Origin of the sequence: Helicobacter pylori, from assembly GCF_011140715.1 — a bacterium.
In the GTDB taxonomy this organism is placed as follows: domain Bacteria; phylum Campylobacterota; class Campylobacteria; order Campylobacterales; family Helicobacteraceae; genus Helicobacter; species Helicobacter pylori_DA.
Map to the genome: position 1 here is coordinate 1 of NZ_SFZZ01000064.1, position 22,531 is coordinate 22,531.

Here is a 22,531-nt window from a genome sequence, read left to right on the forward strand (position 1 = left end):
ATGAATTTAGCGCTGATTTCTTAAACATTAAAGAAAATGATGAGAATTATTTTTATGGGGTTTATGACAAAATATACCCGTATGAAGGCTTTTTTTATTGCAACTTAACTTACCAGCGAAAAAATCAATTTTGTAAAAAAATATTAGAGATTATACGCACGCAAAAAATAGATAAAGAACCGCAATTGACAGAATTTTGTCGTTCAAAGATCGCGCCATTAAAAATAGAGTATTGTATTTTCCCACACTATTATAGGCTTTCTGAAGAGCATCTAAAGGGCGTGGCCAATGCAATTTATCATAACACCATTAAACAAGCCCTAAGAGAACCTATCGTTATACAATATGACTCTCATCCTTATTTTCAAATCAAGCCTTGGACATATCCTTTTGGTTTGAAAGCGGATTTATGGCTGAACGCTTTGGCTAAAACCCCATTTATGAGCGATTGGTCTTATTTGATCACAGGGAGTGGGGAGATAGGTGGAGAAAAATGGCATTACTACCATGGCATTGCCGCTTATCATTACTACTTTCCTTTATGGAAAGTAGAAGAACAGATTGCCCATGACGCACTCAAGACCTTTTTAAAACATTATTTTTTGCACATTTATGAGATTCCTAAAAACGCAAGGCGAAGACTATTTAAATACTGCATTCTCATACCACTCAAGAGTCTTATTAGTAAAACCCTTAAAATCCTAAAACTCCATGCACTAGCCAAAAAAATCCTAATCCAACTCAAGCTCTTAAAAAAGAGCTAGAGCCAAAGCCTTTAATCAAACGATTTTTTCATGTCAATCACATAGCGGAATTTCGCTTTCCCATGGGTTAGGTTGTGATAAGCCGTGTCAATATCCTTGCCTAAAATCAAATCCACCTCAGGGTAAATATTGTGTTTGATAGAAAAATCCATCATTTCTTGGGTTTCTTTAATGCCCCCAATCAATGAGCCATAAACCTTACGATTTCCCAAATGGATAAATTCAAAAACATTGAGTGCTGGAGCAACTTCTACAGGAGGGAGCCCTACAAGGGCTAATTCGCCACTATAAGTTAAGAGCTTGAGATAGTCTTTTAAATCGTAATGGGTAGGAATGGTTGAAATGATAAAATCCAATTCTTCTTTGCATTGTTTGGGGTCTGTGTAGAAATGTTTAACCCCCATGCTTAAAGCGTCCTGCTTTTTATGATCGTTTCTTGCAAAAACGCTCACTTCAGCCCCCATAGCCACAGCGTATTTGACCGCCATGCTTCCTAGCCCACCAAACCCAGCGATGCCCACTTTTGTGCCTTTAGTAACCTTAGAAAATTTTAAGGGCGAATAAGTGGTGATGCCCGCGCACAATAATGGGGCTACTTTTTCTAAAGGAGCGTTTTTATCCACGCTAATCACATAGTTTTCATCCACGACAATATTATTAGAGTATCCGCCCATGTGGGGTTCATTATCATGGAAATAATCCAAACAATCGTAAGTGAATACCGTTTTATGGTTGGCGCAAAATTGCTCTTGGTGTTCTTTACAGGGCTTACATGTTTTGCATGAATTGACAAAACAGCCCACGCCCACCACATCGCCAACCTTAAATTTCTTAACTTCCTTACCCACTTCTTTGATGACCCCAGCAATTTCATGCCCAGGAACCATGGGATAAATGCCTTCTTTCCATTCGCTATAAGCGCTATGAATATCGCTATGGCAAATCCCTGCATAAAGAATGTCAATCAGCACGTCTTTAGGGCCTACAGCATGGCGGCTAAAGTCATGGGGCTTGAAATGCCCGTCTTTAGAAAAAATAGCAAAACCTTTAGATGGAACTCTCATTAAAACTCCTTGTTTCATTAAAATACCGCTATTATATCGTTTTTGTGGTTTGCTTATGTTTCTATAAGTTTAACTAATTTGATAGTTATTGGCTATATGGTATCGTTGTTTGGCACGCTTAAACGCACCCCTTGCGCTAATCGCTTTTATCTTAAAGCGCTACTATTTGCTAAATTCTATCATGCAGTAAATAATTTTCTAACGCAATGCCTGCCCCATCAAGTCCGGGAGTTTTTTTCATCACGACATGCACAGGGATGGAAGCGAGAAACGCTCCCATGCGCCCTTTCGTTTCAAAGCGCACTCTAAAGGGCGAAGTTTTAAAATAATCAATGAATCGTGGGATAATCCCCCCGCACAAATACACGCCCCCTCTAGCCCCCAAAGTGAGAGCCACATCAGCAGCGAGCGTGCCTAGCATGGAGCAAAAAGTGTCCAAGGTCAATCGGCATATAGGGTAATCCCCATTCAAAGCGCGTTCGCTAATGATTTGTGGGGTCAATTCAGCCTTGCTCAATTTCGCCACTTTTTCTAAGCCTTTTCGTTTGGATAAAGCTTCATAAATCAGCACCAAGCCGCTACCGCTCAAAAACCTTTCCGCGCTCACATGGTTGAATTTAGAGCGGGCGTATTGCCACACTAAAATTTCTAAATCATCAAAAGGGGCAAAGCTCACATGCCCTCCTTCACCGGGCAAGACTTTCAAAGAGCCATCGCTGTTTTGGATAAGAGTGCTTACCCCAAGCCCCGTTCCTGGCCCTAAAATCGCTTTAGGGGCGTTGATCTCGCACTTAATCCCGCCTATTTGGGCCAGATCGTTTTCTTGCATCGCGCTAATGGCATAGGCTTGCGCGACAAAATCATTGATGACAAGCAGTTTTTTTAAATTCAAACATTGCCGTGTCGTTTCAATAGAAAAAGTCCAGTGGTTGTTAGTCATTTGGACAAAATCCCCCATGATGGGCGTAGCCACAGCAAAAGAGCCATAAATAGGGCGCAGTTTAAGGCTTTCTTTGTATTTAGAAAGGTAAAATCGCACCGCATCGCTCAAGCTTTCAAAATCTTCGCACCTCAAGACTTCAACGCATTCAATCTGTCGTGGGGCGACTTCCAAACCAAAGCGTGCGTTCGTGCCGCCAATATCGGCTAAGAGTCTTGGGTAAGTTTCAGTTTTTGGCATAAAACACCTCCGTGGTAACTTTTTTAGAGTGTAAAATCCGAGCAATCGGCAGAGAATAGGGGGCGGTTTCTTTTAAAGCTTTTTCTAAAACCTCCCTTTTTTCTACTCCGCTAATGCTTAAGAAAAGTTTTTCGCAATTTTCTAAGGCGTTGATAGACATGCTCAAGCGCTCATAAGGAGCGTTAGCGGGCGTAGTCAAAACGATATTTTCTTTTTCTTCGTTTAAAAAAGCGCTTGTTTCAGGAAAAAGGCTAGCCGTATGCCCATCAGTCCCCATGCCCAAAATGGCTAAATGGGGCTGTTTGAAATGCTGGTTAGCAAAATCTAAAAGTTCGTTTGTATCGCCAGAAATCTTTTTGGGCAAAAGCGGGGTGAAAGAAGCGTTTAAGGCGTTATTTTGCAACAAGTGGTCGTGCAATAATTTGGTGTTGCTATCCTTGTGGCTTGTGTCTATAATGCGTTCATCCACCAAGCTGACTAAACACTCATGCCATTTGAGATCTAAAACGCTCAATTTTTGCAACAAGCTAATGGGCGAACGGCCTCCAGAAAAAGCGATAGAAACTTGATGGTGCTTTTTTAAAGCGGCGTTAAAAAATTCTTTAAAACGCTCTGTTAAAGCCTTGTGGCAATCTTCTAAATTTTCAAATTCAAACAATTGATAACCCATGAAAATCCCTTTTATTGATAGAGTGGTTTTAAAAATTCTGATTCGTTTAAATTATGGCTTTCATAGGAGTATAAGGGCGTGGCGTTATTCATAAAACCCTCTATGAGCGTGTCAATAAAAACCCATGACGCTTCTAATTCCAACTGGTGGGCGAAATTGTTGTGGTTATTTTGTATCGCATCATAGAGCAATTTAGCGTAGGGCTGTAAAAATTCTTGTTTGTTATGGGTTTCTAAAATAAGGGGGTTTTGATTGTCTTTTAGGGTGAGGGTGATTTTATCTTGAGAGAGGAAAAATTCTAGCGTATTGACTGCGTTAAAATGGATTTTCACGCTCGCTTGGTTATGGGGCATTTTTTTAGCGTGCTTAAGATAGAAAGGCACGCCTTTAAATTTAGGCGTATCCAAAAAGGCTTTAATAGCGACAAAAGTCTCTGTTTGGCTCTCTTTATGGACCTTATTTTCATCTCTATAGCCTTGATACTGGGCCCGAATAACCTGTTTTTTAAAGTCTTTAGGGGGTTGTAAGGTTTTTAAAACTTTGATTTTCTCTTTCCTTAAGTCTTTTAAATCGTTGGGTAAATCTGTAGCGATAAGGGATAAAACTTGCAAGAGATGGTTTTGAACCATATCCCTTAAAGCCCCGATTTTATCGTAAAATTCGCCCCTTTCTTCCACCCCCAAAGTCTCATACACGCAGATTTCAACCGCGCTGATTTGATCCCATAAAATGTTTAAGATAGGGTTATTCAAGCGCAATTCAAGGATATTTTGAACGCCCTTTTTCCCCAAATAATGATCGATTCTAAAAATTTGCTCTTCTTTAAAAAAAGCGCTAATGCTTTGGAAAATTTCTTTACAAGTCTTTAAATCATGCCCTAAAGGTTTTTCTAAAATCAAACGAGTGTTAGCGTGATTGAGCGCGTTTTGGGCTAAATTTTGAGCGGTCGTTGCAAAAAAACTAGGGGAGATAGAAAAGTAGAAGATCAAGGGCTTATTTTTTGTAGCGATTTTACTCAATTCTTCAAAGTCTTTAGGGTTATCCAAACGAACGCACAAATAACTGATATGGGCTAAAAATTCCTCACCCTTTTCTCTTGAATGCAGTTGTGTTTTTTCACAAAGGAGCGTTAAAAATTCTTCATTGGATAGATCCTTACGCCCCGATGCGACAATTCTAGAATCTTTTTTAAAACCATAATGGGTATAAATTTCATAAAGCGAAACAAAGAGCTTTCGCATGGCCAAATCCCCAGTCGCGCCAAAAAGAACCAAATCAAAATCCAACATCAGTAACCCTTTTATAGTGTTTTTAAGTTATTATTATATATTAAATCTTAATTGAAGGAGTGTTCATGCCTAAGCATTCTTTAGAACAAATCAAAGAAAAAATTACAGAGCGTAGCAAAAAAACCAGAGAGCTTTATTTAGAAAATATCTTTAACCCTAAAAACCAGCCCAAGATTGAGAGCTTGGGTTGCGCGAATATTGCGCATGTTACAGCGAGCATGCCAGAGCATTTAAAAATGCCTTTAGGTTCGCATAAAAGAAAGCATTTTGCGATTATCACCGCTTATAACGACATGCTTTCAGCCCACCAACCTTTTAAAAATTACCCTGACTTGATTAAAAAAGAGTTGCAAGAGCATAACGCTTATGCGAGCGTCGCTAGTGGCGTGCCAGCGATGTGTGATGGTATCACGCAGGGTTATGATGGCATGGAATTGAGCTTATTCAGCAGAGATGTGATCGCCTTAAGCACCGCCGTAGGGTTAAGCCATAATGTTTTTGATGGGGCGTTTTTTTTGGGCGTGTGCGATAAGATTGTGCCAGGCTTGCTTATAGGAGCGTTAAGTTTTGGGAATTTAGCGAGCGTGTTTGTGCCAAGCGGGCCTATGGTGAGCGGGATAGAAAATTATAAAAAAGCCAAAGCACGCCAAGATTTTGCAATGGGAAAAATCAACAGAGAAGAGCTTTTAAAAGTGGAAATGCAAAGCTATCATGATGTGGGCACTTGCACTTTTTATGGCACGGCTAATTCTAATCAAATGATGATGGAGTTTATGGGGTTGCATGTGGCTAATTCTAGCTTTATCAACCCTAACAACCCCTTACGGAAGGTTTTAGTAGAAGAGAGCGCCAAAAGATTAGCGAGCGGGAAAGTCCTGCCTTTAGCCAAACTCATTGATGAAAAAAGCATTCTTAACGCTCTTATAGGCTTAATGGCAACAGGAGGTTCTACTAACCACACTTTGCATTTGATCGCTATCGCTAGATCGTGTGGGGTGATCCTTAATTGGGACGATTTTGACGCTGTTTCTAATCTCATACCCCTTTTAGCTAAAGTCTATCCTAACGGATCAGCGGATGTGAACGCTTTTGAAGCGTGTGGGGGCTTAGCGTTTGTGATCAAAGAATTATTAAAAGAGGGGCTTTTATTTGAAGACACTCATACCATTATGGATACAGAAACGCAAAAAGGCATGCAAAATTACACCAAAACCCCCTTTTTAGAAAACGACCAATTGGTGTATAAAGACGCCATCAATCATAGCCTGAATACGGACATTTTACGCCCTGTTAGTGAGCCTTTTGCCGCTAATGGGGGGCTTAAAATCTTAAAGGGTAATTTAGGGCGGGCCGTGATTAAAATCTCAGCCATTAAAGATGAGCACAGGAAAGTTAAGGCTAGAGCGATTGTTTTTAAAACCCAAAGCGAATTTTTAGAACGCTTTAAAAATAAAGAATTAGAAAGGGACTTTGTGGCGGTCTTGCCTTTCCAAGGGCCTAAGTCTAATGGCATGCCAGAATTGCACAAACTCACCACGAATTTAGGGGCTTTACAGGATATGGGCTATAAGGTCGCGCTCGTTACAGATGGGCGCATGAGCGGGGCGAGTGGGAAAGTGCCTAGCGCGATCCATTTAAGCCCTGAGGGAGCGTTAAATGGGGCGATCATTAAGATTAAAGATGGCGATTTGATAGAATTAGACGCTCCTAATAACACCTTGAATGTGCTTGAAAAGGATTTTGAAAATAGGGGCATCAACCCCTTGTTTTTAGAAACCTTAGAAAATTTAGAAAAGCCTACTTTTGGGCTGGGTAGGGAATTGTTTACGAGTTTGAGATTGAATGTTAATACGGCTGAAGAGGGCGGCATGAGTTTTGGCATAAAGGTATAAAAATATAAAGGAGATAAAATGCAAGATAAAATAATAGAAGTTTTACAAATCAGCCCCATTGTCCCTGTGGTGGTGATTGAGGATTTAAACGACGCTGTACCTTTAGCGCAAAGCCTGATAGAGGGGGGTATTCCAATCATAGAAGTAACTTTGCGCTCCAGTTGCGCTTTAGAAGCCATAGAGCTTATCGCTAAGAATGTGCCAAAAATGCGCGTGGGTGCTGGCACGATCTTAAATCTTACTCAATTAGAGCAAGCGCAAAATAGGGGGGCAGAGTTTTTGATTAGCCCGGGCCTTACGATAACGCTTTTAGAACACGCAAAGAAAAAAGGCATGCCTTTAATACCCGGGGTTTCTAGCAGTAGTGAAGTCATGCAAGCTTTAGAATGGGGCTATAATGCTTTGAAATTTTTCCCGGCAGAGTATTGTGGGGGCGTTAAGCTTTTAAACGCTTTTAACGGCCCTTTTAAAGGGGTGAAATTTTGTCCCACTGGGGGGATTAGTGCAGATAACATGCGTTCTTATTTGGCTTTAGAAAATGTTTTGTGCGTGGGGGGGAGTTGGCTTACCCCTAAAAATTTGATTCAAAACAAAGAGTGGGATAAGATCACAGAAATTTGTAAGCGAGCGTTAGCTTTAAGATAACAAAGAGATCATGGCGTTTTGTATTTGCTTAATAACACTATAATAAAATTTTTAATAAGGAGATACATCATGTTAGAAAATGTCAAAAAATCCCTTTTTAGGGTTTTGTGTTTGGGTGCGTTGTGTTTAGGGGGGCTAATGGCAGAGCAAGACCCTAAAGAGCTTGTGGGTTTGGGGGCAAAGAGCTACAAAGAGCAGGATTTCACTCAAGCTAAGAAATATTTTGAAAAAGCTTGCGATTTGAAAGAAAATAGCGGGTGTTTTAATTTAGGGGTGCTTTATTATCAAGGGCATGGGGTGGAAAAGAATTTGAAAAAAGCCGCTTCCTTTTACGCTAAGGCTTGCGATTTAAATTACAGTAATGGGTGTCATTTGCTAGGGAACTTATATTATAGCGGGCAAGGCGTGTCCCAAAACACCAATAAAGCCTTGCAATACTACTCTAAAGCGTGCGATTTGAAATACGCCGAAGGGTGCGCGAGCTTGGGGGGGATCTATCATGATGGTAAAGTGGTTACTAGGGATTTTAAAAAAGCGGTGGAATATTTCACTAAAGCGTGCGATTTGAACGATGGCGATGGTTGCACGATATTAGGGAGCTTGTATGATGCAGGCAGAGGCACGCCTAAGGATTTGAAAAAAGCGCTCGCTTCGTATGATAAAGCTTGCGGACTAAAAGACAGCCCGGGGTGCTTTAACGCAGGGAATATGTATCATCATGGCGATGGCGTAGCGAAGAATTTTAAAGAGGCTCTCGCTCGTTATTCTAAGGCATGCGAATTGGAAAATGGCGGAGGGTGTTTCAATTTAGGGGCCATGCAATACAATGGCGAAGGCGTAACAAGGAATGAAAAGCAAGCCATAGAAAACTTTAAAAAAGGCTGTAAATTGGGTGCTAAAGGGGCGTGCGATATCCTCAAGCAGCTTAAGATCAAAGTTTAGTTTGAATAAGGCTTGATCAAACGGCTTTAAAAAGCGAAATTTTAGGGGGTTAGGGGATTTAAAAGGAGGTTTTAGGGGAGTAGGGGAGAATAATTTCAAAATACTTCCTATCCCCTTAAGATAATGAGTTTAAACAACCAAAATCCCCTTTTTTTGAAACTTAAAGAGTTGTTAAAGTTTAAATTTATTCTTTAAACCCCTTAAGGGTTTTTATGGGTGGGTAGGGGAGCGAAAGTTTGGCTTGTGGGCATGATTTCTATGCGGTTGATATTGACATGCGAGGGTTGTTCGTAAATCCATAGCACGATGTTAGCAATGTCTTGTGGTTTGAGGTAAAGGGTGTTTTCATAGACGGATTGGGCTTTGATTTTATCGCCTTTAAAGCGCACCATGCTGAATTCTGTTTCGCCGCACAAACCGGGTTCAACATTACTCACCCTAATGTTAGTGCCAGCCAAATCCGCTCGCAAATTTAAAGAAAATTGCTTCACAAACGCCTTGCTCGCTCCATAGACATTCCCGCCAGGATAGGCGTAAGTGCCAGCGATAGAGCCAAGGTTGATGATAGTCCCTTGGTCATGCTCTATCATAGAGGGCAAGATCAAACGAGTGAGATACAATAGCCCTTTGATATTCGTGTCTATCATGATTTCCCAGTCGTCTAACTCGCATTCATAAGCCTTGTTCAAGCCTAGTGCTAAGCCGGCGTTATTGATTAAAGCGTCAATGCGATCCGTAATGGAAAAAATAGTTTCTAGCGCTCGCTTAGTTTCAAGCTTGTTTCTAAGATCAAAACACAAGGGAATGAAACGCTTAGGGTAAGCGAGCTGCAATTTTTGTAAATTCTCTTGCCGCCTCCCTGTGCCAAAAACCACATGGTTTTTTTGTAAAAACGCCTTAGCGATTTCTAGCCCAAACCCTGAAGTCGCCCCGCTAACTAAAATGTGCGCCATTTCTATCCTTTAAAATTTTAAAAAAGCCCCTTAAGCCCTTTTTCAAGCTTTTCTTTGAGCTTATCATCTTTAAGCAAATGATCTAAACCTTTTTTAAGGGTGTCGTTTTTCAAGATTTCTTTCAAGCCTTGTTGCAGGTTTTGCTGAATGGCTTTTTCGTTTAAAATGAGGGAAAATTTTGGCTGGTGCATGCTGCCTTGAAGTTTCATTTTAAAAATGAATTTTAAGATTTCCGCATCCATGAGCATGTCCATTTGTTTGGTGTTTAAATCCAACAAGCCGTTATGGATTTTCAATTGGGTTTTGGGGCTTTTTAAGCTGAGATCAGAGAGCAGGCGTTGCTGGTTGATTTGGCTTACCAGATTGGCATCGTGATAAATTTCTTTAGTAATATCAAAACGAGAAATGGAATAGAGGAAATCGCTGAATGCATTTTTGAGGAATCTTGCGTTTTTGAGATTGGCTTTCAATACGCCTTGCTTAGCGATAAGGTCATAATCCAAGTTAGCGTCTGCAATGGATTGGAAAAATTTAGGGTAATGGAATAATTCTAAGGCTTTTAAAGTGGAAATATTGGAAAAACGGGCTTTCAAATCTTTATTTAAAAGCGTGAAGTCTAGCGCGCCGTCTAGTAAATTTGAATGGCCGCTGACTTTTAAAAGTTTGGGGCTTTGCTCTATATCGCCTTTTAAAGTCAAGCTCCCTTTTAGGGGGTGGTTGATCATGTTTTGGAGTTTGGCTAGATGGGGTATTTCTAAAGTGTAGGGGGCGTTGAGTTTTAAAGTAGGGAAAGAATATTCGCTTTTTAGGGCTGTGAAATTAACTAAAGGGCTAGTTAGGGTGGTATCGCTGATGGCTTTGTTTTCTTTAAAATCGCTTGAGTGCGAGAGGTTGAAAACGAGCGTGTCTTTAAGGTTTAAATGAAAGATTTGATTGATTAGGGCGTTATTGATTAAAGCGTTATTAGCTGTTAGGATCAAATGCCCTTCTAAGGGCTTTAGAGAGTTAAAATCCGCTTGTAAGGACACTTTTGCGTTCGCATAAGCGGGGCGGTTGATTAAATAAAGCAAAGCTTCTAAATTGGCGTCTTTTGCGTTCAAACTTAAGTGAGAAAGCTTGAAATCATCTAAAAGGGCGTTGTAGGCAGTGTGGGATTGAGCCGCATTAGAGACGCCTTGAATCACAAGGGCTTTTCTATGCCCTTTAATGTTCCCAGAAGTAACAATAGCCCCCCTTAAAGGGTAGGGTATCAAATCCTTGAAAGAGCGTAAATTTTTAATATCTATATGGTAATCCAAATTTACGCTTTGCGTTAAAAGTGAAAAATCCCCCTTAAGAATGAGCGTGGAATCGTCGTTGGCTTGAGCTTTAAAATCCAAAGAGTTGAATCTCAATTTAAAGGTTTTAACGCTCAAATAACGCTCGTTCGGGTTGATTTTTTTCTCTATATACGAAGCGATGATTTTATTCCCCCATTCTGTAAAAAGGATAAGATAGGCCGTTAAAAGGCCGATTAAAAGAAGCGCGAGTATGGTATAAAGAAATTTTTTCATGTTTGTTTGTCCTTGAAATAAATTGAATGGAATATATTAGCTTGTTTTGTCATGGTTTCTAATATTTTTTAAAGCCTTAACGGAAGGCTTGAATTGAGATAATAAAGAATTGAGCGCTCAAAACCCACAATTTAGTAACAACACGCTTACAATCATTGAAAAACCCAAAACCCTAAAATTTTAAGCCCCCTAGAACAAATATAAGCCGATAAAGCCGCCAAAGATAGAAAGCGAAAGATTACAAAGCAAAAGAGATTTTGTGCAATATAAAGAACAAAGCAAACAAAAATCTAAAAAACTCAATCCAACTTGATCTTTGAATTTTAATTAAAAAGACTTGCAGTGTTAAAAAAGATAATCTGATCGCTCAAGAATTTCCTAAACAAATATGATTAACACGATGATGAAAAGAGTTGTATCAAAAAAGAGGAATACAATGGTGGAGAATAGCGGGATCGAACCGCTGACCTCCTGCGTGCAAAGCAGGCGCTCTCCCAGCTGAGCTAATTCCCCAAAGGTTGTAAAAGAAATGGTGGGCTTAGGAGGAGTTGAACCTCCGACCTCACCCTTATCAGGGGTGCGCTCTAACCACCTGAGCTATAAGCCCTTTAAAGTCAATAAAGATGAAATTATAAATTAAATTTTCTTAAGAAATCCTTAAATGATAAATGGGATTAAAATGTTATAATAGTTGTTATTTTTTCATTTTAAAAGGGGTTTTATGGCATTATTATTCACAGGAGCGTGCGGTTATATAGGCTCGCATACCGCAAGGGCGTTTTTAGAAAAAACCACAGAAAACATCATTATTGTAGATGACTTAAGCACCGGTTTTTTAGAGCATATCAAAGCGTTAGAGCGTTACTACCCTAATAGGGTTGCGTTTATTCAAGCGAATTTGAATGAAACACAAAAATTAGACGCCTTTTTAAATAAGCAACAGCTAAAAGATCCCATTGAAGCTGTCTTGCATTTTGGGGCTAAAATCTCAGTAGAAGAATCCATGCGCTTGCCTTTAGAATACTACACTAACAACACGCTCAACACTTTAGGGCTTGTCAAACTTTGCTTAAAACATGCAATCAAGCGTTTTATTTTTTCTTCCACGGCTGTGGTTTATGGCGAGTCTGATTCCAGTTTGAATGAAGAAAGCCCCTTAAACCCCATTAATCCTTATGGAGCGTCTAAAATGATGAGCGAAAGGATCTTGTTAGACGCTTCTAAAGTAGCGGATTTTAAATGCATTATCTTGCGTTATTTCAATGTGGCTGGGGCATGCATGCACAATGATTATACCACCCCCTACACTTTGGGGCAACGCACGCTTAACGCCACGCATTTGATCAAAATCGCATGCGAATGCGCGGTGGGGAAAAGGAAAAAAATGGGGATTTTTGGCACCAATTACCCCACAAGAGATGGCACTTGTATTAGGGATTATATCCATGTAGATGATTTGGCTAACGCGCATTTAGCGAGCTATCACACTCTTTTAGAAAAAAATAAGAGCGAGATCTATAATGTCGGCTACAATCAAGGCCATAGCGTGAAAGAAGTGATAGAAAAGGTTAAAGAAATCTCAAATAAGGATTTTTTAGTGGAAATTTTAGACAAACGACAGGGCGATCCAGCAAGCCTTATTGCTAATAATTCTAAAATCTTACAAAACACCCCTTTCAAACCCCTTTATAACAACCTAGACACCATTATCAAAAGCGCTCTAGATTGGGAAGAACACCTTTTAAGATTTCAATAATACACCCTGTGCAAATACAAGCCATTAGCCATTATGGGCGTTCTTATAGTGGCTTTGATGTTATGGATTTGCATTTCAATTTCAGCGAGCGTGATTTTTTCTAAGGAGTATTGAACGCATGCTTGAATGATCAAACGCACGCTGGAGCGTAAAAACGCGTCGCCAATGATTTTAAACACCACGCACTCATGCCCCATGATAAAGGCTGTATAAGCCAAAGCGTTAAAAATAGTGCGTTTAGGATTGGTTGCAGCACCGCCTTCTTTTTTAAACATGGAAAAATCATGCTTGCCTATAAATTGCTTTAAAGCAATGTTTAGCGCATCTAGTGAGCCATAATCCCCGCAAGCGATATAAGGCGCTAAAAAAGGCGTTTTTAAATTCTTCGTCAAAAGGTAACGATACGCTCTTTTTTGAGCGTCAAAACGCGCATGGAAGTTTTTTTCTTCTAGTTTTTTTAAGACAATATGCGGGGCGAGTTTGGGGGCTAGATAATGAAATAATTTAGCGGCATTCCAGTGTTTTGGAGCGTGAAAAGACAGCGTCTGATTGTTCGCATGCACGCCTTTATCCGTGCGCCCAGCCGCAACCACAACGCTTTTAATCCCTAGCGCATTTAAAGCACCCTCTATTTTATCCTGAACGCTGAGTTTGTTAGGCTGTTTGGCATAGCCTAGAAAATACGCCCCATCATAAGCGATAGTAGCCTTAAAACAACGCATTTAATAACGCTTTAAAATGAATTTTCTAAACAACAAATAAGAGCCAAACGCCCAAATAAAGGGGAAGAAAAAGGTCATCAAAAACAAATCCGTAGAAATCACATGCACCATTAAAAAATAAACCCCAACCGCTCCAAGGACATAAAAATAACTCCAATTCGTTTTGAATCGTGGGTTGGCGATGCCAAATAAGGGGATTAAAAACACGCTCGCTAAAGGGAATAAGGAAACTAAAATCGCTTGAGAAAAACGGCGTTTTTGATTTTTATTAGCGTTTTTACCAAAGGCTTTTTTCCAATAACCTAAATAATCCGTGCCTTGCAAATAAGCCGCATCATTAGAATTGAAAGACTTGAGCTTGTTGCGCAAATGCAATTCTTCAAAATCAACTTTACGCATTTTATCGCCTTGAGTGAAATACGCATGCCCGTTATACAAATTCAATTCAAACACGCCGTTTTGATTGTTGATATTGCCTTTTTGAGCCAGAATGAAGCTTTCTTGAGAGAGGCTTTTATTAGAAAAAAGCACTAAATTATCATAGGAATTGTTTTCAGTCTTATCTACATACACGAGCCAATCGCCTAATTTTTGCCCGAATTCACCGGCTCTTATGTTAATATCAATCTTGTCTTTTTTTTGACGCAAAAACCCGTAATAAGCGCTCTTAGAGGTGGGGATTAAAATGAGGGAAAACGCTAATAAAATCGCGCTCACTAACAAACTTAAAGGCACAAACGCTTTAGTCATTTTTTTAGGCGAAACCCCTAAAGAGAAAAAGACTAACAATTCATGGTCATAGCTAAGCCTTGAAAGCCCTAAAGCGCAAGCCGCAAAAAAAGTGATCGGCAAAATAAAAAAAATGGTTCCTGGCAAGGAATACAAAAAGAGTTGCACTAGATCCAAAAAGCTCACTTTAATCACGAGCGTTACGCTTGCAATACTGATTAATAACACGATAGAAGAGATAAAAAACAGCACTAAAAAGAAGGAGAAAAAGACCTGCGAAACCGCCATGAAAAGATAGTGTTTAATCATGCCTTAATCTTTATTGCACCCCATCTACAACAGGCACAAACGAGCATTTTTCTAACACTTTTTGGACGCGCAAGGCGTTATTTTGCTTCACAAAGCGTTTGATCACTTGCTCGTTATTTTCTTGAATGGGTGCGACTAATATCCCGCCTTCTTCAAGCTGATCAATAAGCGCTTGAGGGATATTTTTAGCGCAAGCAGAGAACAAAATCCTATCATAGGGGGCGTATTGATCCCAGCCCTTGTTCCCATCAGCGAATTTGACATGAACGTTGTCTAAACCGAGAGTTTTAAGGCGCAAACGCGCTTCTATATACAGGCTTTCAATCCTTTCAACGCTAAAAACGCGCCTGAAAATTTGAGACAGCACCGCCGCTTGATAGCCGCTCCCGCAGCCAATTTCTAGCACGCTATCCACATGATCGATTTCTAAATATTGCGTCATTTTGGCTACGGTTAGGGGCGAAGAAATGTATTGTTGCGCTTGCATAGAAAGCGCGTTTAAAGTGTAGGCAAAATGTTTAAAAGGGGCTGGCACAAAAACCTCCCTTTCAATGCTTTCCATAGCTTTTCTCACTTTGGGGTGCAAATTGAAACGCTTATGGATTTCTTCACACATCAAATGGTTTTTGATACTATTCAAACAAGCCCCTTAAAAATCATCAAAACTCACGCTCCCTTTAGCGTAATTACTCACCCTAGCCTCAAAGAAATTAGAGCGCTGTTCATTGAAACTTGAAAAGCTCTCTACCCATTTAATGGGGTGTTGGACGCCATAAACTTTAGCGATACCCACCTTACTCAAACGGCTATCCGCTAAAAACTGGATGTATTGCTCAATCAAGCTTGAAGTGAGCCCTAAAATCTTGCCTTGCGTGATATAATCCCCCCATGAGGCTTCAATTTCTACCGCTTTTTTAAACATTTCTATGACTTCATTAATCAATTTTGGCGTGAATAGATCCGCTCTTTCGTTCCTTAAAGCGTTGATCATGTTTTGGAATAAAATCAAATGCGTTACCTCATCTCTTTGGATAAAACGAATCATTTGCGCTGAGCCTAGCATCTTACCGCTCCTAGCCAGAGTGTAAAAATAGCTAAACCCGCTATAAAAATAAATCCCCTCTAAAATTTGATTAGCAAAAAGCGCTTTGAGGATGTTTTCTTCTGTGGGGTTTTTGGCTAATTCCATATACACCTGCGCGATATAATCGTTCTTGCTTTTTAATTGCATATCGTTACGCCACATGTCATAAATCTCTTCAGTATTCGCGCTAATGCTTTCTACCATCACCGCATACGCATGGCTGTGTAAGGCTTCTTCATAAGCTTGACGCACCAAACACAAATTGATTTCGGGACTGGTGATGAAGGGATTGATATTATCAATTAAATTATTGGTTTGCAAGCTGTCCATAAAAATGAGTTGCGCTAAGGCTCTGTCATAGCCGATCTTTTCTTCTGCACTCAATTTCAAATAATCCCTTTTGTCATCATTCATGCTCACTTCTTCGGCAAACCAGGTGTTAGCGAGCATCGTTTTCCACAAATGATCCGCCCATTGATACTTGATTTTATTCAAATCAAACATGCTTGTAGGATTACCCCCAAAAATCTTTCTTTCATTCACACTTTCTGTAGAATTGGGGTTGTAAATTTTCTTGCGTGAAACTTCCATTGTGTTCCTTAATTTCCTTAAAACTATCTCAATGATACAGTCTTGTTAGAATACCTTAAAAGAATTTAAAACCCCCTAAAAGCCAAAAAAAACTCCAAATTTTAAAAAACTTCAATTTTTCAGTATTTTTAAAGGATTAAAAAGCTAAAATACTGCTTCTTTATTTTCTACTTCTTAATGCATGCGATGGCGTGCGGTGTGCGGAAGTGGCGAAATTGGTAGACGCACTAGACTTAGGATCTAGCGCCGCAAGGCATGAAGGTTCGATTCCTTTCTTCCGCACCATTCTTAATGATTAAAATTTGAAGCCCTGAATGGAACTTATTCTATTAAAACTTTCAAAAGTTTTTAAAACGCTATGAGCGATGTTTTGAACGCTCTCTAAATTCAAATTCGCATGACAAGGCAAGGAAATTTCAGCGTTATAAAAATTCTCTGCGCTTTTTAATGGGGCTGTATTGAAGAGCTGTTGATACAACTGGTATTGGTAAATGGGCTTGTAATGCACTTGGGCTAAAATGCCACGCTTGTGCAAATTTTCTAAAATGAGTTTTTTGCATGTAAAAAATTTTTGGTGCATTAAAATAGGATAAAGGTGGTTAGAGCTTTTGTATTTTAACAAGGGGTGTAAAGGGGTGAAATAAGGGTTATCTTTAAAAATCCTATCATAAACTAGAGCGATTTCTTCTCTTTTTTGCATTAAAAAGGGGGCTTTTTTAAGCTGGCTCAAACCCAAAGCGCTTTGGATTTCATTCAAACGGAAGTTATGCCCTATGCTTTTGACTTCGCCTTCAAAAAAATCTTTTTTGAGCATGCCATGAGAGCGAAACAATTTCATTTTTTCATACAATTCGCTATTATTAGTAACGACCGCTCCCCCTTCAGCCGTGGTGATAGGCTTAATGGCATGGAAACTAAACACGCTCGCTAACGCAAAGCCTCCTACTTTTTTGTTTTGATACTCGCTCCCTAGAGCATGCGAGCTGTCAGAAAGAAAACTCAAAGAATGCTTTTTGCAAAGCTCTTGAATGCTTTCTATTTCCACGCTTTTACCGGCATAATCCACGCTCACTATGGCTTTGGTTTTTTCGTTAATGAGCTTTTCTAGGGCCAATTCATCTATATTGCCATCGTTTTTAACTTCGGCAAATACGGGTTTATAACCGCTTTCTAAGAGCATGTTAGCCGTCGCTACAAAGCTTATAGGGGTGGTGATTATTTCATTGCAATCAGCGTTAAAATCGCTAAAATTCCTATAGAGCGTTAAAAGGGCTGAAGTCGCGCTGTTAAACACCAGTGCATGCTTAACGCCCAAAAACTCGCACAAAGCTTCTTCAAATAAGAGAGAATATTTGCCTTGCGTGAGTTGTTTAGAGTTTAAAACCTCTAAAACAGCCTTTTTATCTTCTTCATCTAAACAAGGCTCGCTATAAGCAAACTCTTTCAAGCGAGCAAGTCTTGCAAGCGAGATGGGGTGATCTTGCTTGTGTCATGGACATCTTGGAATTTTTGAGCGTTCAGTCTCGTTTTATCTAAGGTGTTGTATTCCTTGTTTAAATGATTCGTTTCAGCGAGCTGTTTTTTCCACTGGTGCAAAGAGTTTTGAATGCTTTCTTTTTCACTTTCTAATGATTTTGAAAATTTTTCCAAAGCTTTCGTGTCATCAATATCAATATTGCTAGGGAGTTTCAAACTATCATTGCCTGATTTTTGGTTGAAAGAATCAATCGCTTTGTCCAAACGGCTTTTAAAACGCTCAAAATCGCTTCGATCTTTTTCATTATTATGAGCGTAAGATTTAGAAATCCCCACCAATTCTTTAGCGTCTTTATCCATGCCTTTTAAGCTTTTGAGACGGCTTTCTAAATCCCCTATGGCTAGGTTATCCTGCTTAGCTTGTTTGGCTAATTTGATTTTTTCATCATTCTCTGAAAGATTTTGAATTTCTTTATTCTCTTCTTTTCTTGCATGCGAACCAACCCTTTGGGTATGGTAATCCCTTACCATCAAAGACGGGTTATAATTGTTTGAAATCTTAGACATCCTATCCTCCACTTCATTTTATTTCTTAAAGACAAGATAAGCAAACTCTATTCCTAAAAATATTTTAATCCACTTAATTCTATCTAAAAATATTAATCTAACTCTAAAACCCTTTCTAACTCTTTGATGAGATTTGTAATTTCTTTCAATTCTTTAATATTGAGAGTGAGTTTATCATTGACTTGATTATCAGGATTCATTGGCACCAATTGCTTTTTAAATTCATTTTGTTTCATAAAGTATTTTCTTTCTTTATGAATGTAATGGATTTCATCTTTTTTAAAAACTCTATAAAGTAATTGGTCCTCGCACACTCCTAAGCAAATCAAAAAATCATAGTTGTATCGTGGGTTTATACCATTGAACTAAAAAAGTGTTGTTGGTTCTGCCTTTTCGTGCTGTTTTGACTTCAAAAGACACACCGCTTTTTGTCATAATATCGTATTCATCATGAATAATGCCATCATTGATCACTCCATCTATAGCGTTAAGCGCACTTTTTAAAAACTCTTCGCCAATCTGCCCTATAGCGTTGGCTTCAAAATCTCTAATTTTTGAAAAAATAGCGTTGTAATCTTGCCCCAAATTCAATTCTTCATGTTTTTTTTCAATAATTTTTAAAAAAGTTTGTTCTAAGTCCATCAATTATCCTTTAAGCTATCCAAATGATCATGTAGGGCTTGAAAAATATGGCTTTTACCTAAATGATAGCAAGAATTAGTCGCTAAACTTGCGTATTTTGTCCAATCAATCTCTTTGAATAGTTTTTTTAATTTAGCGTTTAAAACCTTGTCAGCGCTAGTAAATACCACAGCAATACCAGATTGATACTTAACTTCCTCAAAGTTTTCTACAATTTGTGTGCTTTTATAAAAAGTTGATGAAATGTAAAAAGACGCTTTTTGATTAAAAATCCACTCTTTACCGCATTCTCTGTTTTTAGCCAATGAAACCGTGAAAACCTTGATATATTCGCCAAAGGGTTCTTTATGGCGATTCTTATACCAAGAAAATTCACTTTTTTTATTTTGATACTTTTTACTCCAAATTTGAAACACGCAATGCACATCCACTTCTTTATTTTTAAAGTCTATAAACGCATTTTTTTCTAAGCGTTCGCTATAAAGCAGATTTAAACCTTTCACACGATACTTAATAGAGCCTTTTCCTTGACTTTCAAAGAACATGGGTAGGATAAAACACACAAAATCACAATTTCTAGCATGGTTGATAAATTCTAACGCCATAACCCCACGATGCCCAAAAGGAGGGTTGCCCAAGCAAATCACTTTTTGATGCGCAGGCAATTTATAATTTAAAAAATCGCATTGAATAAAACCATCTCTTTTAGGTTCAATGTCTATGCCAATGCGTCTATCTTTAGGAAACAAGTCATAAAACACCCCATCGCCTGCACTTGGTTCTAAAAAAATAAAGTCATCTGGATTTTCGTATTTTTTAATAACTTCACAAGCTTTTTGGAAGCATTTTAAAGCCACACTAGGTTTAGTGAAATACTGATCTAGAACATTGCTAGAATTTTCTTTCATCTCATTGCCATTGACATAGCGTTTAGAGGTAATTTCTTTAAACAGGGTTTGCATGAAAAAATTTTACTACAAAATTATAAAACTTAATGCCGATTCCTTCTGACCGCTTAAAACCCTTAAATCATGCTTAAGAAAATCCTTAAAACTTAAAAATTTTCTTCTAAATACTTCGTGTGGATTTTTGCTTGCCTGAAATCCGCATTTTCAAGCATTTCAATATGGAAAGGAATGGTCGTTTTAATGCCTTCTACTTTAAATTCCTTTAAAGCCCTTTTCATCTTAGCGATCGCTCTTTCTCTGTTTTCACCCCACACAATGAGCTTGCCTATCATGGAATCATAGTTCGTAGGCACGACATAATTGGCATGCGCATGCGAATCAAGGCGCACATTCACCCCACCAGGGGCGATCCATTCAGTGATTTTACCCGGGCTTGGGTAGAATTTTTTAGGATCTTCTGCCGTGATTCGGCATTCTATCGCATGCCCTTTGAGAGAAAAGCTTTCTTGTTTGGGCAATTTTTCGCCTTGAGCGATTTTAATCATCCATTCAATGAGGTTTAACCCGCTCACCATTTCGCTAATGGTGTGTTCCACTTGCAAACGAGTGTTCATCTCCATGAAATAAAAATCTTTCATGTTAGAATCGAGCAAAAATTCAAAAGTCCCCGCCCCCACATAGCCAATGTATTTAGCGGCTTTAATCGCCGTTTCTAGCAAACGCTTACGCACGCCTTCTTCTAAAACCACCGCCGGGGTTTCTTCAATGAGCTTTTGCTGGCGTCTTTGCACCGAACAATCCCTTTCGCCCACATGAATGACATTGCCATGCTTGTCGGCTAGAATTTGGACTTCAATGTGCTTAGGTTTGTTGATGAATTTTTCTAAATACACGCTCCCATCGCCAAACGCGCTCAAAGCTTCCGTTTCTGCGGCTAGATAAAGGTTTTTTAATTTGGATTTATCTCCTACGACGCGCATTCCCCTTCCGCCCCCACCAGCGGTCGCTTTAATGATGACAGGATAACCGATTTTATCAGCGATTTCTTCGGCTTCCTGATAGCTTTTAAGCAACCCATCGCTGCCCTCAATCACAGGCATGCCGGCTTCTTTCATCACGATTTTGGCTTTAGCTTTATCGCTCATTAAAGCCATGACTTTTGCACTCGGGCCAATAAATTCTAAGGAATGGTGCGAGCAAATTTCTACAAAATTCTGATTTTCACTCAAAAACCCATACCCAGGGAAAATCGCATCGGCTTCAAACAATTCCGCCGCGCTAATGATCGCAGGGATATTCAAGTAACTCTCGCTGGATTTTGCCCCCCCTATACACACTTTTGCGTTAGCCGTATTGAGGTAGTGGGCGTCCTTATCGGCGATCGAATAAATGGCTATGGATTCTTTACCCATTTCTTGAATGGTTTGGATCGCTCTTAAAGCGATCTCGCCTCTATTAGCGATCAAAATGCGCGAGAGTTCTTTTTTTTCCACCTTTTTATTTTCTTTATTCATGGGTTTTAAAGCTTTTCCACTTTGATGAGTTTCGTGCCGTATTCTACCGGCTGAGCGTCTCCCACTTCAATAGAAACCACCTTACAAGGGTATTCCACTTCAATTTCATTCATGATTTTCATCGCTTCCACAATGCCAATAATTTGCCCTTTTTTAAGCGTATCGCCCGCTTTGACATAAGGCTCAGCCCCAGGGGAGGGCGCATGATAAAAAGTACCTACCATAGGCGAAAGCACGAAATCTTCTTTTTTATCCACAATAGGGGTGCATACCATAGGCACAGGGGTTTGAACGCTTGGCATGCTCGCTTCTACCATAATGGGGGCTGGAGAATGGGCGGAATTTAACGCACTTTTTTTCGCATAAGCGGATTCTTTATCCAAAACCAACTCAAAATGCTCATGCTTTAATTTCAAATGCCCTAAATCAGAAGCTTTAAATTCTTTGATCAACTCTTCAATTTCAGAAAGGTTCATAACGATCTATTCCTTAAATATTATTTTAAAATATGCCACAAACACATAATCTCACTCTATAAGCGTTTTTAGCAAAAAATTATTGTTATAATAACATAATTATTAACAAACTTTAAAGGCTTTGTGCGTATGGGATTAAAAGCGGATTCTTGGATTAAAAAAATGAGTTTAGAGCATGGCATGATTAGCCCTTTTTGCGAAAAGCAAGTCGGTAAAAATGTGATCAGCTATGGTTTGAGCAGTTACGGGTATGATATTAGGGTGGGGAGTGAGTTCATGCTCTTTGATAACAAAAACGCTTTAATTGACCCTAAAAACTTTGATCCTAACAACGCGACTAAAATTGATGCGAGTAAAGAGGGCTTTTTTATCTTGCCCGCTAACGCGTTCGCCCTAGCCCATACGATAGAGTATTTTAAAATGCCTAAAGACACCTTAGCGATTTGTTTAGGCAAAAGCACTTACGCCAGGTGTGGGATTATTGTGAATGTTACGCCTTTTGAACCGGAATTTGAAGGCTATATCACCATTGAAATTTCTAACACCACCAATTTACCCGCCAAAGTCTATGCCAATGAGGGGATCGCGCAAGTGGTGTTTTTACAAGGCGATGAAGTGTGCGAGCAAAGCTATAAAGACAGAGGCGGTAAGTATCAAGGGCAAGTGGGCATCACTTTGCCTAAAATTTTGAAGTGATTTGGAGAAAGATAAAAGCATTTATCCTTTGGGCGTTGTTTATTTTTTAATACAAACAATACCGCAATTTCTTAAAAATGTATTATAATACGAAACTTCAGTTTTATTG

General features: G+C 39.2%; 23 protein-coding genes and 3 tRNA genes. 7 read left to right on the top strand and 19 right to left on the bottom strand.

Annotated elements, in window-relative coordinates; genetic code table 11:
- The coding region (locus EWZ81_RS06430; RefSeq protein ID WP_165549406.1) for a glycosyltransferase family 8 protein at window positions 1-764 on the top strand (764 nt) is incomplete at its 5' end.
- A gap of 11 nt (window positions 765-775) precedes the next feature.
- Here EWZ81_RS06430 and EWZ81_RS06435 read toward each other — a convergent pair.
- From EWZ81_RS06435 to EWZ81_RS06450, 4 genes are all read right to left on the bottom strand, one after another.
- Window positions 776-1,828, bottom strand: a complete 1,053-nt coding sequence (locus EWZ81_RS06435) for an NAD(P)-dependent alcohol dehydrogenase (RefSeq protein WP_165549407.1) — start codon at window positions 1,826-1,828, stop codon at window positions 776-778.
- 169 nt (window positions 1,829-1,997) lie between these two features.
- The gene (locus tag EWZ81_RS06440) at window positions 1,998-3,008 is read right to left on the bottom strand and encodes a glucokinase (RefSeq protein ID WP_165549408.1); all 1,011 of its coding nucleotides are present in this window, start codon (window positions 3,006-3,008) and stop codon (window positions 1,998-2,000) included.
- The gene (gene pgl / locus EWZ81_RS06445) at window positions 2,995-3,678 is read right to left on the bottom strand and encodes a 6-phosphogluconolactonase (protein ID WP_165549409.1); all 684 of its coding nucleotides are present in this window, start codon (window positions 3,676-3,678) and stop codon (window positions 2,995-2,997) included. The genes EWZ81_RS06440 and pgl overlap by 14 nt, the downstream gene beginning before the upstream one ends.
- Window positions 3,679-3,689: 11 nt before the next feature.
- Complete coding sequence (locus EWZ81_RS06450; protein ID WP_165549410.1) at window positions 3,690-4,967, bottom strand: glucose-6-phosphate dehydrogenase; 1,278 nt, start codon at window positions 4,965-4,967, stop codon at window positions 3,690-3,692.
- A 65-nt stretch (window positions 4,968-5,032) separates the two neighbouring features.
- Between EWZ81_RS06450 and edd the strand changes: the two genes are divergently transcribed.
- The 3 genes from edd (at window position 5,033) to hcpC (ending at window position 8,446) form a co-directional block, all read left to right on the top strand.
- Window positions 5,033-6,859, top strand: a complete 1,827-nt coding sequence (gene edd, locus EWZ81_RS06455; RefSeq protein ID WP_165549411.1) for a phosphogluconate dehydratase — start codon at window positions 5,033-5,035, stop codon at window positions 6,857-6,859.
- 18 nt (window positions 6,860-6,877) lie between these two features.
- Window positions 6,878-7,504, top strand: a complete 627-nt coding sequence (locus tag EWZ81_RS06460) for a bifunctional 4-hydroxy-2-oxoglutarate aldolase/2-dehydro-3-deoxy-phosphogluconate aldolase (RefSeq protein WP_165549412.1) — start codon at window positions 6,878-6,880, stop codon at window positions 7,502-7,504.
- A gap of 69 nt (window positions 7,505-7,573) precedes the next feature.
- Entirely contained in the window at window positions 7,574-8,446 is an 873-nt protein-coding gene (gene hcpC / locus EWZ81_RS06465; protein WP_165549413.1) for a Sel1-like repeat protein HcpC, read from the top strand.
- Between the two features lie 200 nt (window positions 8,447-8,646).
- Here the strand turns inward: hcpC and EWZ81_RS06470 are convergent, their stop codons facing one another.
- The 4 genes from EWZ81_RS06470 to EWZ81_RS06485 form a co-directional block, all read right to left on the bottom strand.
- A complete protein-coding gene (locus EWZ81_RS06470) occupies window positions 8,647-9,399 on the bottom strand; it encodes an SDR family oxidoreductase (protein ID WP_165549414.1) in 753 nt (250 codons plus the stop codon).
- 17 nt (window positions 9,400-9,416) lie between these two features.
- Entirely contained in the window at window positions 9,417-10,952 is a 1,536-nt protein-coding gene (locus EWZ81_RS06475; protein WP_165549415.1) for a hypothetical protein, read from the bottom strand.
- Between the two features lie 437 nt (window positions 10,953-11,389).
- A tRNA-Ala gene (locus tag EWZ81_RS06480) sits at window positions 11,390-11,465 on the bottom strand.
- A gap of 17 nt (window positions 11,466-11,482) precedes the next feature.
- A tRNA-Ile gene (locus EWZ81_RS06485) sits at window positions 11,483-11,559 on the bottom strand.
- Between the two features lie 114 nt (window positions 11,560-11,673).
- On the opposite strand from EWZ81_RS06485, the gene galE reads away from it, so the two are divergent.
- Window positions 11,674-12,708, top strand: a complete 1,035-nt coding sequence (gene galE, locus EWZ81_RS06490) for a UDP-glucose 4-epimerase GalE (protein WP_165549416.1) — start codon at window positions 11,674-11,676, stop codon at window positions 12,706-12,708.
- Here the strand turns inward: galE and truA are convergent.
- Genes truA through EWZ81_RS06510 form a run of 4 tightly spaced genes read right to left on the bottom strand, consistent with a single transcriptional unit; the run spans window position 12,702 to window position 16,143 of the window.
- Window positions 12,702-13,430, bottom strand: coding sequence for a tRNA pseudouridine(38-40) synthase TruA (gene truA, locus EWZ81_RS06495; RefSeq protein ID WP_165549417.1), 729 nt, complete (start codon window positions 13,428-13,430; stop codon window positions 12,702-12,704). The two genes, galE and truA, sit on opposite strands and share 7 nt — an antisense overlap.
- Window positions 13,431-14,468 (bottom strand): LptF/LptG family permease, encoded by a 1,038-nt coding sequence (locus EWZ81_RS06500; RefSeq protein WP_078264168.1) that lies wholly within the window; start codon window positions 14,466-14,468, stop codon window positions 13,431-13,433. It lies immediately after the preceding gene.
- A gap of 10 nt (window positions 14,469-14,478) precedes the next feature.
- Entirely contained in the window at window positions 14,479-15,108 is a 630-nt protein-coding gene (gene pcm / locus EWZ81_RS06505) for a protein-L-isoaspartate O-methyltransferase (RefSeq protein ID WP_001084561.1), read from the bottom strand.
- A 9-nt stretch (window positions 15,109-15,117) separates the two neighbouring features.
- Entirely contained in the window at window positions 15,118-16,143 is a 1,026-nt protein-coding gene (locus EWZ81_RS06510; RefSeq protein WP_000454008.1) for a ribonucleotide-diphosphate reductase subunit beta, read from the bottom strand.
- Window positions 16,144-16,343: 200 nt separating this feature from the next.
- Here EWZ81_RS06510 and EWZ81_RS06515 point away from each other — a divergent pair.
- A tRNA-Leu gene (locus EWZ81_RS06515) sits at window positions 16,344-16,428 on the top strand.
- A gap of 10 nt (window positions 16,429-16,438) precedes the next feature.
- On the opposite strand, the gene pseC is transcribed toward EWZ81_RS06515, so the two are convergent.
- From pseC to accB, 7 genes are all read right to left on the bottom strand, one after another.
- Complete coding sequence (gene pseC / locus EWZ81_RS06520; protein ID WP_165549418.1) at window positions 16,439-17,590, bottom strand: UDP-4-amino-4,6-dideoxy-N-acetyl-beta-L-altrosamine transaminase; 1,152 nt, start codon at window positions 17,588-17,590, stop codon at window positions 16,439-16,441.
- Entirely contained in the window at window positions 17,587-18,186 is a 600-nt protein-coding gene (locus tag EWZ81_RS06525) for a Laminin subunit alpha-2 precursor (protein ID WP_165549419.1), read from the bottom strand. Before EWZ81_RS06525 ends, pseC begins: the two co-directional genes overlap by 4 nt.
- A 92-nt stretch (window positions 18,187-18,278) precedes the next feature.
- The gene (locus EWZ81_RS08700; protein ID WP_332261532.1) at window positions 18,279-18,422 is read right to left on the bottom strand and encodes a type II restriction endonuclease; all 144 of its coding nucleotides are present in this window, start codon (window positions 18,420-18,422) and stop codon (window positions 18,279-18,281) included.
- Between the two features lie 97 nt (window positions 18,423-18,519).
- Window positions 18,520-18,828: a type II restriction endonuclease gene (locus tag EWZ81_RS08705; protein WP_310790134.1), complete on the bottom strand. Its 309-nt coding sequence runs from the start codon at window positions 18,826-18,828 to the stop codon at window positions 18,520-18,522.
- On the bottom strand, window positions 18,828-19,790 hold the full coding sequence (locus EWZ81_RS06535) for an SAM-dependent methyltransferase (protein ID WP_001961044.1): 963 nt from the start codon (window positions 19,788-19,790) through the stop codon (window positions 18,828-18,830). The genes EWZ81_RS08705 and EWZ81_RS06535 overlap by 1 nt, the downstream gene beginning before the upstream one ends.
- Window positions 19,791-19,882: 92 nt before the next feature.
- A complete protein-coding gene (locus EWZ81_RS06540; RefSeq protein ID WP_165549420.1) occupies window positions 19,883-21,250 on the bottom strand; it encodes an acetyl-CoA carboxylase biotin carboxylase subunit in 1,368 nt (455 codons plus the stop codon).
- A gap of 5 nt (window positions 21,251-21,255) precedes the next feature.
- Entirely contained in the window at window positions 21,256-21,726 is a 471-nt protein-coding gene (gene accB, locus EWZ81_RS06545; protein ID WP_165549421.1) for an acetyl-CoA carboxylase biotin carboxyl carrier protein, read from the bottom strand.
- A gap of 129 nt (window positions 21,727-21,855) precedes the next feature.
- Between accB and dcd the strand changes: the two genes are divergently transcribed.
- Entirely contained in the window at window positions 21,856-22,422 is a 567-nt protein-coding gene (dcd, locus tag EWZ81_RS06550) for a dCTP deaminase (protein ID WP_000523105.1), read from the top strand.
- Window positions 22,423-22,531: the final 109 nt, after the last annotated feature.

Excerpts from the sequence above, each read along its gene's own strand:
- EWZ81_RS06435 (WP_165549407.1), bottom strand. The coding sequence starts at position 1,828 with ATGAGAGTTCCATCTAAAGGTTTTGCTATTTTTTCTAAAGACGGGCAT.
- EWZ81_RS06440 (WP_165549408.1), bottom strand. The coding sequence starts at position 3,008 with ATGCCAAAAACTGAAACTTACCCAAGACTCTTAGCCGATATTGGCGGC.
- pgl (WP_165549409.1), bottom strand. The coding sequence starts at position 3,678 with ATGGGTTATCAATTGTTTGAATTTGAAAATTTAGAAGATTGCCACAAG.
- EWZ81_RS06450 (WP_165549410.1), bottom strand. The coding sequence starts at position 4,967 with ATGTTGGATTTTGATTTGGTTCTTTTTGGCGCGACTGGGGATTTGGCC.
- edd (WP_165549411.1), top strand. The coding sequence starts at position 5,033 with ATGCCTAAGCATTCTTTAGAACAAATCAAAGAAAAAATTACAGAGCGT.
- EWZ81_RS06460 (WP_165549412.1), top strand. The coding sequence starts at position 6,878 with ATGCAAGATAAAATAATAGAAGTTTTACAAATCAGCCCCATTGTCCCT.
- hcpC (WP_165549413.1), top strand. The coding sequence starts at position 7,574 with ATGTTAGAAAATGTCAAAAAATCCCTTTTTAGGGTTTTGTGTTTGGGT.
- EWZ81_RS06470 (WP_165549414.1), bottom strand. The coding sequence starts at position 9,399 with ATGGCGCACATTTTAGTTAGCGGGGCGACTTCAGGGTTTGGGCTAGAA.
- EWZ81_RS06475 (WP_165549415.1), bottom strand. The coding sequence starts at position 10,952 with ATGAAAAAATTTCTTTATACCATACTCGCGCTTCTTTTAATCGGCCTT.
- galE (WP_165549416.1), top strand. The coding sequence starts at position 11,674 with ATGGCATTATTATTCACAGGAGCGTGCGGTTATATAGGCTCGCATACC.
- truA (WP_165549417.1), bottom strand. The coding sequence starts at position 13,430 with ATGCGTTGTTTTAAGGCTACTATCGCTTATGATGGGGCGTATTTTCTA.
- EWZ81_RS06500 (WP_078264168.1), bottom strand. The coding sequence starts at position 14,468 with ATGATTAAACACTATCTTTTCATGGCGGTTTCGCAGGTCTTTTTCTCC.
- EWZ81_RS06510 (WP_000454008.1), bottom strand. The coding sequence starts at position 16,143 with ATGGAAGTTTCACGCAAGAAAATTTACAACCCCAATTCTACAGAAAGT.
- EWZ81_RS06525 (WP_165549419.1), bottom strand. The coding sequence starts at position 18,186 with ATGTCTAAGATTTCAAACAATTATAACCCGTCTTTGATGGTAAGGGAT.
- EWZ81_RS08700 (WP_332261532.1), bottom strand. The coding sequence starts at position 18,422 with ATGAAACAAAATGAATTTAAAAAGCAATTGGTGCCAATGAATCCTGAT.
- EWZ81_RS08705 (WP_310790134.1), bottom strand. The coding sequence starts at position 18,828 with ATGGACTTAGAACAAACTTTTTTAAAAATTATTGAAAAAAAACATGAA.
- EWZ81_RS06535 (WP_001961044.1), bottom strand. The coding sequence starts at position 19,790 with ATGCAAACCCTGTTTAAAGAAATTACCTCTAAACGCTATGTCAATGGC.
- EWZ81_RS06540 (WP_165549420.1), bottom strand. The coding sequence starts at position 21,250 with ATGAATAAAGAAAATAAAAAGGTGGAAAAAAAAGAACTCTCGCGCATT.
- accB (WP_165549421.1), bottom strand. The coding sequence starts at position 21,726 with ATGAACCTTTCTGAAATTGAAGAGTTGATCAAAGAATTTAAAGCTTCT.
- dcd (WP_000523105.1), top strand. The coding sequence starts at position 21,856 with ATGGGATTAAAAGCGGATTCTTGGATTAAAAAAATGAGTTTAGAGCAT.